11 protein-coding genes are annotated in these 13904 nt (G+C 70.3%); 7 read left to right on the top strand and 4 right to left on the bottom strand.

The window, feature by feature from the left end; all coding sequences use genetic code 11:
* Positions 1 to 6 precede the first annotated feature (6 nt).
* The 4 genes from ACFQ91_RS06415 to ACFQ91_RS06400 form a co-directional block, all read right to left on the bottom strand.
* Positions 7 to 930, bottom strand: a complete 924-nt coding sequence (locus tag ACFQ91_RS06415) for an EamA family transporter (RefSeq protein WP_198500520.1) — start codon at positions 928 to 930, stop codon at positions 7 to 9.
* An 80-nt stretch (positions 931 to 1010) separates the two neighbouring features.
* The gene (locus ACFQ91_RS06410) at positions 1011 to 2453 is read right to left on the bottom strand and encodes an aldehyde dehydrogenase family protein (RefSeq protein WP_198500519.1); all 1443 of its coding nucleotides are present in this window, start codon (positions 2451 to 2453) and stop codon (positions 1011 to 1013) included.
* On the bottom strand, positions 2450 to 2851 hold the full coding sequence (locus tag ACFQ91_RS06405) for a sterol carrier family protein (RefSeq protein ID WP_198500518.1): 402 nt from the start codon (positions 2849 to 2851) through the stop codon (positions 2450 to 2452). Before ACFQ91_RS06405 ends, ACFQ91_RS06410 begins: the two co-directional genes overlap by 4 nt.
* A 2-nt stretch (positions 2852 to 2853) precedes the next feature.
* Entirely contained in the window at positions 2854 to 3879 is a 1026-nt protein-coding gene (locus ACFQ91_RS06400) for an asparaginase (RefSeq protein WP_198500517.1), read from the bottom strand.
* Between the two features lie 33 nt (positions 3880 to 3912).
* Here ACFQ91_RS06400 and purD point away from each other — a divergent pair, with 33 nt between their 5' ends.
* The 7 genes from purD to ACFQ91_RS06365 all read left to right on the top strand — a co-directional run bounded on the left by purD (position 3913) and on the right by ACFQ91_RS06365 (position 13817).
* On the top strand, positions 3913 to 6189 hold the full coding sequence (gene purD, locus ACFQ91_RS06395; RefSeq protein WP_198500516.1) for a phosphoribosylamine--glycine ligase: 2277 nt from the start codon (positions 3913 to 3915) through the stop codon (positions 6187 to 6189).
* A gap of 301 nt (positions 6190 to 6490) precedes the next feature.
* Entirely contained in the window at positions 6491 to 7987 is a 1497-nt protein-coding gene (locus tag ACFQ91_RS06390; protein ID WP_198500515.1) for an aminobutyraldehyde dehydrogenase, read from the top strand.
* A gap of 123 nt (positions 7988 to 8110) precedes the next feature.
* Positions 8111 to 9712 (top strand): amidohydrolase, encoded by a 1602-nt coding sequence (locus ACFQ91_RS06385; RefSeq protein WP_198500514.1) that lies wholly within the window; start codon positions 8111 to 8113, stop codon positions 9710 to 9712.
* A 50-nt stretch (positions 9713 to 9762) separates the two neighbouring features.
* Positions 9763 to 10905: an ABC transporter ATP-binding protein gene (locus ACFQ91_RS06380; RefSeq protein ID WP_198500513.1), complete on the top strand. Its 1143-nt coding sequence runs from the start codon at positions 9763 to 9765 to the stop codon at positions 10903 to 10905.
* Positions 10898 to 12058 carry a spermidine/putrescine ABC transporter substrate-binding protein gene (locus ACFQ91_RS06375; protein ID WP_198500512.1) on the top strand — a complete coding sequence of 387 codons (1161 nt, stop codon included), beginning with the start codon at positions 10898 to 10900 and terminating at the stop codon, positions 12056 to 12058. The genes ACFQ91_RS06380 and ACFQ91_RS06375 overlap by 8 nt, the downstream gene beginning before the upstream one ends.
* Positions 12055 to 12960 carry an ABC transporter permease gene (locus ACFQ91_RS06370; protein WP_198500511.1) on the top strand — a complete coding sequence of 302 codons (906 nt, stop codon included), beginning with the start codon at positions 12055 to 12057 and terminating at the stop codon, positions 12958 to 12960. The genes ACFQ91_RS06375 and ACFQ91_RS06370 overlap by 4 nt, the downstream gene beginning before the upstream one ends.
* A 2-nt stretch (positions 12961 to 12962) precedes the next feature.
* Entirely contained in the window at positions 12963 to 13817 is an 855-nt protein-coding gene (locus ACFQ91_RS06365; RefSeq protein ID WP_232623832.1) for an ABC transporter permease, read from the top strand.
* Positions 13818 to 13904: the final 87 nt, after the last annotated feature.

Below are 13904 nucleotides of genomic sequence, written 5' to 3'. Positions count from 1 at the left end.
CTGTGCTCAGCCGAGGGCGATGAGTCCGATGCCGCCGACGACGATGACGGCGCCGGTGAGCTTCGCGGCGATGTTCCGCTCCCCGAAGAGCCACCAGGCGAGCAGCGTGCCGATGATGATCGAGGTCTCCCGCACGGGCGCGACGAGCGCGACGGGCGCGGACTGCATCGCGTAGAGGACGAGGAGATAGGCCAGGGGTGAGAGCACCGCGACGGTGACGAGCGCCCACCGGTGCTCACCGACGACGGCGCGGAGGTCGGCGCGCCGGGCCCGGCCGCCGGGCAGCGTGACGAGACCGGCGCCCATGAGACAAGCGACGACGGCCTCGGAGACGGCGAAGTAGAGCAGCGGCGAGGTCGTCACATGGTTGACGGCGAAGTCGTCCCACAGCGTGTACCCGGCGATGAACGTCCCGATGAGGCCGCCCCACGCGAGGCCGCGCGCCACCCCGCCGGACGCGTGATCCCGACCCGGCAGATGAGCAGGGCCGGACGAGTGGTTCCGGCCCCGCGGGCGCACGGTGACGACGGCGATGCCGGCGAGCACGATGAGCGCCCCGATGATCTCGACGGCGCTCAGCCGCTCCCCGAGGACGGTGACGGCGACGATGATCGTCAGCACCGGCCCGATGCCGCGGGCGCTCGGGTAGACGACGCCGAGCGGCGCATGATCGTAGCCTGCCTGCAGGGATACCGAGTACCCGATGTGGAGGAGTGCGCTGAGCAGGGCCGCGGCGAGCAGACTCCCGTCGATCGTCTGCTGCCCGGAGGCGACGAGCCAGATCGCGACCGGGGCGAGGAGAAGCGCACTGAGACCGTGGTAGGCGAGGACGAACGCGTAGCCGCGGCCGGCCACCGTCTTCGCCGCGAGGTTCCACAGCGCGTGCGCGACTGCGGCGCCGAGGACGAGCGCGAGGACTCCCGGCGTCATCTGCGCCCGCGTCGCTGAGTGGAGCGCACGGCCTGGATGCGCACGGCCTGGATGGGCAGAGCTTGAGGGAACAGAGCCATTCAGAGCTTGATGACGACGGTCTTCGTCTGCGTGTACTCGTCGAGGGCCTCCATCGACTTCTCGCGACCGTATCCGGACTTCTTGAACCCGCCGAAGGGCAGTTCGACTCCCCCACCGGCCCCGTACGTGTTGACGAAGACCTGCCCGGCCTCCACCTCGGCGGCGAGCCGATGCGCCCGGGACAGGCTCTGCGTCCACAGCGCGGAGACGAGCCCGTAGTCGGTCCCGTTGGCCAGCGCCACGGCCTCATCGTCGTCGGCGAAGGTCATCGCGACGACGACGGGGCCGAACACCTCCTGCTGGGCGATCGTCGACCCCGGGGCGACGTTGTCGACGATCGTCGGGGCGATGAACGCGCCGCCCTCGAGGTCGGCGGCGAGCCCGGTCGGGCGGGAGCCGCCGGTGACGATGCGAGCGGCCCCGATGTCGGAGAGGAAGCCCTCGACGCGCTCCTGCTGCCGGGTCGAGATGAGCGGGCCGAGCATCGGGTCGTCGAGGCCGTGGCCGATCGTCACCTCGGCCATCGCCGCCGCCGTCTTCTCGATGACCTCGGCGTGGATGTCCTGGTGGACGAGGAGGCGGGATCCGGCCGAGCACGTCTGTCCGGCGTTCTGGATGATCGAGCGCACGAGGGAGGGGATCGCCTGGTCGACGTCGGCGTCGGCGAAGACGAGGTTCGCGGACTTGCCGCCGAGCTCGAGGACGGTGGGCACGACCCGGTCCGCGGCGGCATGGGCGATCTGCGAGCCGACCTGCGTCGACCCGACGAACCCGAGGTGGGCGATGCCGGGATGCTGCGCAAGCGCAGCACCCGCCTCGGCGCCGAGGCCGGTGACGACGTTGAAGGCCCCGGCGGGGAAGCCGACGGAGTGGATGAGCTCGGCCAGCCGCACGGTCGACCGCGGTGTCTCATCGGCGGGTTTCGCCACCGCGCAGTTGCCGGTGGCGAGGCTCGTCGCCGCGGCCCGGCCGATGAGCTGGAGCGGGTAGTTCCACGCGACGATGTGCCCGGTCACCCCGTAGGGCTCACGGCGGGTGTACGCGTGCATGTCGTCGCTGAGCGGGATCGCCTGCCCGTGGTAGGCCTCGATCGTGTGCCCGTAGAACTCGAAGTAGCGGGCGCAGACGTCGACGTCCGCGTAGGCCTGGGAGAGCGGTTTGCCCGTGTCCTCGGATTCGATCCGGGCGAGCTCGTCGCGGTGGGCGCCGATCGCCGCAGCGGTGGCGACGAGGAGGCGGGAACGCTGCTCGGGACTCGAGCGCCGCCACTCCCGCTGGGCCTTCGCCGCAGCCGTCACCGCCCGATCGATCTCCTCGGCCCCACCCCGGGAGACATCGCCGAGGTGGTCGCCGGTTGCCGGATCGATGTTCGCGTACGTCGTCAGCGAGGGCACATGCCGGCCGCCGATGAACGAGGTCGTCTGGGTGATCTGCGCACTCATCGGGGTCCCTCCAGGTCCGCGGTCGTGAACAGCGGCACGTGGTCGCTGAGGTCCGCGCGCGTGCCCGAGGCATCGACCGTGCCGGCGGCGAGCGCCTCGGCGAAGCCGACCCGTCCGGTGACGAGGCCGAGCCACACCTCGGCGGAGGTCTCGACGACATTGGGCGGGGTGCCGCGGGTGTGCCGGGGGCCGGGAATGCACTGGGTGACCCCGAAGGGGGGCACGCGAACTTCGACGCTATTGCCCTCGGCGCGGGAGGCGAGCTCCTCGAGGGTGAAGCGCACCGCGGTCGCCACCGTCGTCCGGTCCGCCGGCGCGCCGTCGGCATCGCTGTGGGCCACCCACATCTCGAGTGCGCGTCGTCCCTGCTCAGGGTCTATTCGTCGTCGAATCGCCATCGTCAGAACCTCGCTCCTTCAGCTGCATCTTCGCTCACCCGCACGGTGCCGACCACGGCTGTCCGCCCCTCGGAATCCGTGCCGCCGGTGACGGGGTCGGTGATCGCCGCCGCCACCTCGGCGAGATCGGCCGCGGGGATGTCGGACAGCGCCCCGACCCGATCGAGCAGGGTGAGGGCGACGAGGCCCGTGGCCCGGGAGGACCCGTCGAGGCATTTGAGCGCCACGGCGTGGCCGTCGCGGGTGGCCATGACGATGACCCCTTCGGCGCCGCCCTTGGCGAAGACGCCGAGGCGGTCGATGACCGTCGTGTTCGGTCGCCCGTGCCCCTCGATCGCCCACGGGTCGGCGAAGACCGCGTCGGTGATCGTCCGGGAGTCCGCGTCGGCGCCGGGGCCGACGACCCGGCCGACGGCGCGGGCGAGGCCGGTCAGGCTGAGCGCGAACACGGGCGCCCCGCACCCGTCGACGCCGACCGCGGCCGGGGTCTCACCGGCGAAGTCGGCGACCACCTCGGCGACGCGCTGCTGCACGGGATGGGAGGGGTCGAGGTAGGTCGCGGTGTCGGCGTTCTGGGCGCGGGCGGCGAGCAGGAACGCGGCATGCTTGCCCGAGCAGTTGAAGTGGACCGGTGAGCGGGGGTCGCCGGCCGCGGCGAGGCTGCGGCGGTAGGCCCCGTCGGCGGGATGGACGGACGGGCACCGGAGGTCGGCGGCACCGAGGTCCGCGGAGGCGAGCATCGCTTCGACGACGGCGACGTGTCCGGCCTCGGAGCGGTGGGAGGCGGTCGCGAGCGCGGCAGCCGGACCGGCCAGCTGCGCGCCGAGGGAGAGCGCGGCGCGCGCCTGGAGAGGCTTGAGGCTCGAGCGCGTGAACACGGGGGCTCCCGGGGCGCCCAGGCGGAGGAGTTCGGTGCCGTCGGGGCCGACGACGACGGCGGATCCGCTGTGGCGCGACTCGACGAATCCGCTGCGTTCGACGACGGCGAGGCAGGCCGCCTCGGCGGGCGTGAAGGTGGAGAGACTCACGCACTCAAGCGTACGACCTTATAGGCTGGTCGTGTGAAGGTTCTCGTCATCGGGTCGGGCTCCCGCGAACACGCCCTCGTCCTTGCTCTCAGCCGCGACCCCCAGGTCGACGCCGTCATCGCCGCCCCCGGAAATCCGGGGATCGCGGCCATCGCGCACACCGCGGACGTCGACGCCTCCGATGCCGCCGAGGTGACCGCGCTGGCCGAGCGCCTCGACGTCGATCTCGTCGTCGTCGGACCCGAGGCCCCGCTCGTCGCCGGTGTCGCCGATGCCCTGCGGGAGGCCTCGTTCCCAGTGTTCGGTCCGAGCGCGGCCGCCGCGCACCTCGAGGGATCGAAGGCGTTCGCGAAGGAGATCATGGAGGCCGCGGGCGTGCCGACGGCCCGGACCGTCGTCGCCTACACCCTCGACGAGGCGGCCGCGGCCCTCGACGACTTCGGCGCCCCCTACGTCGTCAAGGCCGACGGGCTCGCCGCGGGCAAGGGCGTCGTTGTCACCGACGACCGGGAGGCCGCACTCGCCCATGCCCGCTCGTGCCTCGAGGTCTCCGACCGCGTCGTCATCGAGGACTACCTCGACGGTCCCGAGGTCTCCCTCTTCGTCCTCTGCGACGGCACTCGGACGGTGCCCCTGGCCCCGGCGCAGGACTTCAAGCGCATCGGCGACGGTGACACCGGACCGAACACCGGCGGGATGGGGGCGTACTCGCCGCTGCCGTGGGCGCCCGCGGGCATGGTCGACGACATCGTCACCACCGTCGCCCAGCCCGTCGTCGACGAGATGGCCCGCCGCGGCACCCCGTTCTCCGGCCTCCTCTACTGCGGTCTCGCGCTGACCTCGAAGGGCCTGCGCGTCGTCGAATTCAACGTCCGCTTCGGCGACCCCGAGACGCAGTCCGTCCTCGCCCGCCTGAGGACCCCGCTCGGGCAGACGCTGCTCGCTGCCGCCGAGGGCCGCCTCGACGAGGTCGGGGAGCTCGACTGGGATCCGCGCACCTCCGTGACCGTCGTCATGGCCGCAGAGAACTACCCCGACCGGCCGACGACCGGCGACATCATCCGCGGTCTCGACGCCGCCGATGCGCGCGAGGGCATCGACGTCCTCCACGCCGGCACGGCGCTCGCGACGGGGCCCGGCGCCGGGTACGCGCCGGAGGACACGATCATCACCGAGGACGTCGCCGAGACCGGGGACATCGTCACCGCCGGCGGGCGGGTGCTCTCCGTCGTCGCGCTCGGGACCGACCTCGACGAGGCGCGGGCCCGCGCGTATGCCGCGGTCGAGGAGATCTCGTGGGACGGCGAACAGCACCGCCATGACATCGCCGAGGCGGCTGCCCGGGGGCGGATCGCGCTCGCTCCCGTCTACGGGAGTGCGGCTCCTGCCGCGAGCAACGCCCCTGCCGCGGGCCTCGACGCGGACGCCCCGACGCTGCCCGGGTGGAGGCACGCGTACTCCGGCAAGGTCCGCGACCTCTACATCCCCGAGGACGCTGCGGACATCGCCTCGGCCGACCGTCTCCTCATGGTCGCCTCCGACCGGATCTCGGCCTACGACTGGGTGCTCGATTCCGAGATCCCCGACAAGGGCCGCGTGCTCACGGGCCTGAGCCTGTGGTGGTTCGACCAGCTCGCCGATGTCATCGGCAACCACGTCATCAGCTCCGACGTCCCCGACGCGGTGCGCGGACGCGGACTCATCGTGAGGAACCTCGCGATGATCCCCGTCGAGGCCGTCGCCCGCGGGTACCTCACCGGCTCCGGACTCACCGACTACCGGGCGACCGGCGCCGTGTGCGGGGTCGCCCTGCCCGCCGGCCTCGACGAGGCCGACCGGCTCGAACCGGCGATCTTCACCCCGGCGACGAAGGCCGCGCTCGGCGACCACGACGAGAACGTCTCCTTCGACCAGGTCGCCGAGACCATCGGCGAGGAGCAGGCGAGCGCGATCCGCGACCTCACCCTGGAGATCTACCGGCGCGCCGAGATCATCGCCCGGGAGCGGGGCATCGTCCTCGCCGACACGAAGTTCGAGTTCGGAACCCTGTCCGACGGCACGATCGTCCTCGCCGACGAAGTGCTCACCCCCGACTCCTCGCGCTTCTGGGGCGCCGACAGCTACGCCCCGGGCACCGCGCAGGCGAGCTTCGACAAGCAGTTCGTCCGCGACTGGCTGACGACGGAGTCCGGCTGGGACAGGGCGTCGGACACTCCGCCGCCGGCCCTGCCCGCCGAGGTCGTCGAGAAGACCCGCGCACGCTACATCGAGGCCTTCGAGACGCTCACCGGCGAGACCTTCCCCGCCTGAGCCCGACTTCAGGACGCAGAGTGTCGACAGCGCACGCCGTTGTCGACACTCTGCGTCCTGAAGTCTGTTGAGAGCGGCCCCGTCGGCCCGCGCGGCGCCGGAGCTGCGCCGCATCCCACGATGCCACTGGTTTCGCAGGTGTTCCACGCGGACCGTCACTGTTCACAGCGGGCCCCTTGTCTCGAACAACGGATCTAGTAGACCTCACCATCGAAATCCGTTACAGTGATCGGCAACAGTGATCCGTGCCACACGTTCCGTCGGCACCGGGTCGACACGCACAAGGCGGGAATCGATATGCATGCACTACTGGAACGGCGAACACCACGAGGGACGCGGAGCTCCGTTCACCCTCACCAACCCCGCCACCGGTGAGGCGACCGGCGAGTACGCACTCGCCGACGCCGCCGATGTCCGCGACGCCGTCGCCGCGGCGAAGGCCGCCTATCCCGGCTTCAAGGCACTGACCCCCGGCGAGCGCGCCGACCTCCTGCTGCGCCTCGCCGACGAACTCGAGAAGCGCAGCGACGAGCTCGCCGCGCTCGAATCGCAGCAGACCGGCAAGTCGATCCGACTCGCCACCGAATTCGACGTCCCCGGCTCGATCGACAACGCCCGCTTCTTCGCCGGGGCCGCCCGGGCGCTGACCGGGCTGTCAGCGGGCACGTACTGGGAGCAGTCGACGTCGATGATCCGCCGCGAACCTCTCGGCGTCATCGGCTCGATCGCCCCGTGGAACTACCCGCTGCAGATGGCGGCATGGAAGATCCTGCCCGCCGTGGCGGCGGGCAACACGATCGTGCTCAAGACCTCGGAGATGACGCCGGGCACCTCGCTCATCCTCGCCGAGGCGGCCACCGCAGCGGGCTTCCCGCCCGGGGTCATCAACGTCATCGCCGGCGACGGCAAGGAGGCCGGCGAAACCCTCGTCACCCACCCCGACGTCGTCATGACCTCCTTCACCGGGTCCACACCGGTCGGCAGGCGGATCATGGAGCTCGCCGCCGCCAAGGGCAGCCGCGTCCACCTCGAGCTCGGCGGCAAGGCCCCGCTCGTCGTCTTCGCCGATGCCGACATCGAAGCCGCCGCCCGCGGCGCCGTCGCCGGCTCGCTCATCAACTCCGGGCAGGACTGCACCGCCGCGACCCGGGCGATCGTCGCCGCCGAGCACTTCGAGGCGTTCACCGACCGGGTCGCCGAGCTCATGGACGGCGTCCGCCTCGGCGATCCCGCCGTTCCGGCCACGGACATGGGCTCGCTCATCTCACTTACCCACCGCGACCGGGTCGCTGCCATGGTCGCCCGCGCCGGAGACACCGGGGCGACGATCCGCACCGGCGGAGAGATCCCGACGACGAACCACCTCGGCGAGGAACTGCCGGGCACCCCGGAGACGACCGCGTACTACGCTCCGACGCTCATCACCGGCATCGACACCGACGCCGAGGTGTGGCGTGACGAGATCTTCGGACCCGTGCTCGTCGCGGTCCCCTTCGACACCGACGACGAGGCGATCGCGCTGGCCAACGACACCCCGTACGGGCTCGCGGCGAGCGCGTGGACGCGGTCGACGAACCGCACCCTGCGGGCGGCCGCGGACATCGAGGCCGGCTGCGTGTGGATCAACGAGCACATCCCCATCGTCTCCGACATGCCCCACGGCGGGTACAAGGCCTCGGGGTTCGGCAAGGACATGAGCCAGTACTCGTTCGACGAGTACACGCAGATCAAACACGTCTTCATCGACCAGCATGAGGACCCGCATCACGCGTGGCAGGACACGATCTTCACGACGTGATGGACACCCGGGCCCCGGCAGCCGATCCTGCCCGCCCGGATCACCAGCACCCCCTCATACCCCACCACCTCGCGCCGCCATGGGCGTGCGCGGATCACAGCGACAGAGCAGTCGGGAGGACACATGGACGTTGACATCCTCGATGTCACGATCTTCGACGGGCACGACATCGTGCCCGGGAATCGGGTGAGCATCCGCAGCGGAACGATCAGCGAGATCGGCACCGGACCGGCCGACAGTCCCACGGCGGAGACGATCGACGGGGCCGGAGGCCTGCTCACCCCCGGGTTCGTCGACGCCCACGTCCACACGTCCGGCGGCGGCCTCGAATCGCTGACGTGCGATCTCAGCGACGCCGTCGGCGTCGACGCGGTGCGGGCGCGGATCGCCGCACACCTGGAGACGACGGAGGGCTGGCTCACCGGCGGCGGCTGGTCGATGGCCGACTTCCCCGGCGGGGCGCCCCGCGCGGACCTCCTCGACGAGCTCAGCCCCTTCCGTCCGATCATGCTCGTCAGCGCCGACCACCACTCGGCGTGGGTGAACTCGGCGGCGATGGCGCTCGCCGGACTCGACGCGGACACGCCGACCCCGGCCGGCGGGGTCATCGAGAAGGACGAAGACGGCACACCCACCGGCTGCCTCCACGAATCGGCGATGGACATCGTCGGCGCCCACCTGCCCGTCCCCTCCGACGCCGAGATGCGCGCGGGGCTGCTCGCCGGGCAGGCGGAGCTGCTCGCGCTCGGCATCACCGGCTGGATGGACGCGATCATCGGCGACTACTCGGGGCACCGCGACGCCTTCGACACGTACGTGCGCGCCGTCGACGCCGGCGAACTCGACGCCGAGGTCGTCGGCAGCCTGTGGTGGCCCCGCGACGTCACCGACGTCGACGCCCAGGTCGCGAAGTTCGTCGAGCGCAAGCGCACCGCCGGGGCGTTCCGGACGCATTCGGTGAAGTTCATGCTCGACGGCATCGTCGAATCCCGGACCGCGGCGATGAGCGCGGAGTACACGTGCGCGTGCGGCGGCTTCGGGACGTCGTACTTCACCCGTGACCACCTCCACGCGGCGTTCGCCGCCCTCGACGCCGCCGGATTCGACATCCACTGCCATGCGATCGGCGACGCCGCGGTGACCGCGGCCCTCGACGCGTTCGCCGCCGTCGCCGACTCGGACGCCGGGCTCCGACCCGACGCCCGGCACCACATCGCCCACGTCCAGGTCGTCGACCCCGCCGACGTGCCGCGCTTCGCCGAGCTCGGGATCACCGCGAACCTCCAGGCCCTGTGGGCGTGCCGGGATCAGCAGATGATCGACCTCAACATCCCGTGCCTCGGTGAGGAGCGGGCGGCGTGGCAGTACCCGTTCCGGTCCTTCGCCGAGGCGGGCACCCACCTCGCGATGGGATCAGACTGGCCGGTCTCCACCCCGGATCCGTGGCAGGCCGTCCACGTCGCCGTCAACCGCTCCCACCCGGAGGAGGCCGACCCCGCACCGCTCGGACCCGACCAGGCCATCGACGTGCTCACCGCCCTGCGGGCCTACACCGCAGGCTCCGCGCACCTGCTGCGCGCCGAGCACAACGGCCGCATCCGCCTCGGCGAGCCCGCGAATCTCGCGCTCGCGAGCGCGGACCCGTTCGCCCTCGACCCCGCCGACCTCCACACCATCACCAACCGGCTGACCGTCTCCGGCGGCCGGATCGTCCACCGGGCGTGACCCAGCACCCTCTGCGAAACCCTCTGCGAAACCCTCTGCGAAAGGCAGCCATGACCACAGAAGAACGATCCGGGGATCTCGAGATCCGCGGAGTGAAGAAGGACTTCGGCGGCGTGACCGCGATCGAGAAGCTCGATCTCACGGTCCGCGAAGGCGAGTTCCTCTCCCTCCTTGGGCCCTCGGGCTGCGGGAAGACGACGCTGCTGCGGATGATCGCCGGCTTCGAGTACCCGACTGCTGGCCAGATCCTCCTCGGCGGCACCGACCTCGTCGGCCGTCCGCCCCACAAGCGGCCGGTCAACACGGTGTTCCAGTCGTACCTGCTCTTCCCGCACATGAACATCGCCGACAACATCGCCTACGGGCTCAAGCAGTCGAAGACCCCGAAGGCCGAGATCGCCGACCGGGTCCGCGAGGTCCTCTCGCTGGTGCGCATGGAGGAGTTCGCCGGGCGCAAGCCCGAACAGCTCTCCGGCGGCCAGCAGCAGCGCATCGCCCTGGCCCGGGCGCTCGTCAACCGGCCCAAGGTGCTCCTCCTCGACGAGCCGATGTCCGCCCTCGACCGGAAGCTGCGCGAGGAGATGCAGCTCGAGCTCAAGCGCCTCCACGCGGGACTCGGCACGACCTTCGTCTTCGTCACCCACGACCAGGAGGAAGCGCTGGCGATGAGCGACCGGATCGTCGTCATGTACGACGGCGTCGTCCAGCAGGTGGGCTCCGGGGAGGAGATCTACGCGGCCCCGAACAACGGCTTCGTCGCCGGGTTCATCGGCAAGCAGAACTTCGTTCCCGTCACCGTCGCCGAGGTGGGGCCCGGTCATGCGGATCTGCGCAGTGAGAACGCGGTCCTGCGCACCTCGGCGCTGGCCCAGCGGCCCGCGACGGCGGGCACCGCGACCGCTGAGACGACGGCTCCCCTGACGACGGGGATGACCGTGCGCGCGGCGATCCGGCCCGAGCGGCTGCGCGTCTCCGCGGTCGACCCGAGCGCGGGGACCCGGCCGAACACGGCCGTCGCGACCGTCATCTCGACGTCCTACCTCGGCGATGTCGTCCAGTACATGGTCAAGGCCGGGTCGAACGACGAACTCCTCGCCCGGGTGCCGGCGTCGGGGGCGACGATCTTCGACCACGGCGACGAGGTGGCCCTGTCGTGGGACGAGGATGCCGTGGCGGTGTTCGCCGATGAGTGAGCAGCAGCCCGTCTCCGTCCTCGCCCCACCGGCCGCCGCCCGACGCATCACCCGCCGGGCAGCGCTCGCGGGCATCGGCGTCATCGGCCTCGGGGCGCTCTCCGCCTGCGGCAGCTCCACGGGCATGGCCGCCTCCCCGGCCACCGACGGCGAGCTCGAGGACAAGCTCAACCTCTACACGTGGGGCGACTACGACTCCCCCGACCTGCTCTCGAGATTCCGCGACGACTTCGACGTCCTCCTCCAGGTCGACTCGTACGGGTCGAACGAGGAGCTCATCGCGAAGCTCTCCTCAAGCCGCGGGACCTCCGGCTACGACGTCGTCGTCCCCACCGGTTCGCAGCTCTCCCGGTTCACCAGCCACGACCTCCTCCAACCGCTCGACCTCTCCCTCATCCCGAACTTCCAGACGATGGACCCGAACTTCATCCACCAGGACGTCGACCCGAACAACGAGTTCACGATCTGCAAGGCGTGGGGCACGACCGGGTACGCGTACCGCACCGACGTCATCACCCGGGAGATGACGTCGTGGCAGGACTTCATCGACGCCGCTCAGAACGAGGCCTCGGGCAAGACCTCGCTCCTCGACGATGCGCTCGAGGTCTCCTCGATCGGTCTGACGAGCCTGGGCTACAGCATCAACACGACGAACGAACAGGAGATCGCCGAGGCGCGCGCGATCATCGTCGACCAGGTCGCCCCGCATGTGCGGGCGTACTTCGGCAGCGCCTCGACGGGCATCATCCAGGGCAGCTTCACGCTCATGCACTCCTACAACGGCGACGCCCGGCAGGGCTTCGGCGAGGTCGAGGATCCCGAGAACTGGAAGTTCGTCTTCCCGACTCCCTCGGCGAACCTCTGGATGGACACGTGGGCGATCGCGACGGGGGCACCGCATCCCGACGCCGCACATGCGTTCATCAACTTCATGATCGATCCCGCCAATTCGCTCGAGCAGATCGAGTACATCGGCTACCCGATCGGCGTGCAGGGCTCCGAGGAGAAGGCGAAGGAAGCCGGTGTCGAAGGCCTCGACATGATCTTCCCGCCGCAGGAGGTCCTCGACCGGCTCGAGGCCGGGGTCTTCAACGACAAGATCCAGCTGCTCGTCGACACACTCACCGAGGCCAAGAGGAGGTCGGGAGCATGATCCCGCTGCGCAACAGAATCTTCGGGGCGGCGGCCCTGTCGTTCCCGACCTGGGCCTACGTCGTCTTCTTCTTCGTCATCCCGGTGGCGATGGTGATCTTCTTCAGCTTCGGGTACAAACCCGACATCTACACCGCGGTCGCGCTCGATGAGCTCAGCTTCGATCGCTTCCCCGAGGCGCTCACCCCGGCGTTCATCTCGACGTTCCTCGCCACCCTGCGGATCTCCCTGCTCGGGACGTTCCTCTGCCTCATCATCGCCCTGCCCTTCGCCTACTGGATCGCGGTGAAGATCGCCCCGGCCCACCGCGGGCTCGCTCTCGCCCTCGTCATGGTCCCGTTCTGGACGAACTTCCTCGTGCGCACCCTGGGCTGGCAGATCATCCTCTCCCCCAACGGGTTCGTCTCCGAGGGACTGATGAGCCTCGGCCTCACCGAGGATCGGCTCGACATCCTCTACACCCATGCCGCGGTGCAGATCGGCGTCGTCTACAACTACCTGCCGCTGATGATCCTGCCCCTCTTCGTCGCGATCGACCGGTCGGGCCAGAAGCTGCGGGAAGCCAGCTACGACCTCGGCGCGGGCAAGGTGAAGACGTTCCTCCGGGTCACCCTGCCGATGGCGATGCCGGGCGTGATCTCCGGCTGCCTGCTCGTCTTCATCCCGCTCAACGGCGACTACGTCACTGCGACGGTCCTCGGCGGGGCGAGCGGATCGATGGTCGGGCAGCTCATCGCCGAGCAGTTCAACGCCGCTCAGGACTGGGCGCTCGGGGCGGCCATGGCGGTCATCCTCATCATCTCCACGCTCATCGTCGTCGGCGTCGGCTTCGCGATCCTCAAGGTCGGGCAGCTCATCGCGGCGCGCACGAACAGCGTTCCGCTGACCAACGGGAAGGCATGACCATGGCGTTCACAGCACATCGACCGCTCACCGACCGGCTGCTCACGATCTGGGGCGTCCTCGTCTTCATCTACCTCTTCCTGCCGATCATCGTCATCGTCGCGTACTCGTTCAACAACGGCACGGTGCTCGCGAACTTCGACGAGTTCGGCTTCCGCGCCTACACCTCGGGCCTGAGCAACGACACGATCGTCAACTCGGTGATCACGAGCCTCCAGGCGGCCGTCGGCTCGTCGCTCGTCGCGACGTTCTTCGGCACCCTCGGCGGGGTCGCCCTGGCCCGGGCGAAGAGCGGCGTGTGGTGGGCCGTCGGCCTCACCGTCGTCCTCGGCATCACGCTCTTCACCCCGGAGATCGTCGACGGCATCGCATTCCTGCCGTGGTTCGTCACCCTCGGCGTCGACTGGGGCCTCACCCCGTTCAACTCCGGCATGGTCCGCCTCATCATCTCCCATGCGATGTTCTCGATGGCCGTCGTCACGTTCATCGTGCGGGCGCGGTTGGCGGGGATGAACCGGCAGCTCGAGGAGGCCTCGGCGGATCTCGGGGCGACCTCGTGGGCGACGTTCCGCTCGGTCACCCTGCCGATCGCGGCCCCCGGCATCTTCGCCGGCGCCCTCATGGCGTTCACGCTCAGCCTCGACAACACGATCCTCTCGAGCTTCGTGCAGCTGCCGGGCTCGACGCCGTGGCCGGTCTACATCTTCTCCGCCGTCAAGGTGGCCCTGCGCCCCGAGGTGGCGGCGATCTCGACGCTGATGTTCGTCCTCACGCTCATCGCCCTGGCGATCTGCGCGCTCGCGCTGCGCCGGTCCGGCGGCAGTTCGACGGAGATCATCAAGACCATGGCAGGATGAGCGCCGAGGCGGTGCGAATCCCCACCAGCGACCATGAGTTCCAGCACCACCAGTACCAGCACCACCAGTGCCGTTCGGCGGACCGAC

Source organism: Brevibacterium sp. NPDC056726, from assembly GCF_042790515.1.
In the GTDB taxonomy this organism is placed as follows: domain Bacteria; phylum Actinomycetota; class Actinomycetes; order Actinomycetales; family Brevibacteriaceae; genus Brevibacterium; species Brevibacterium sanguinis.
This window is presented reverse-complemented; position numbering and strand designations above follow the sequence as displayed.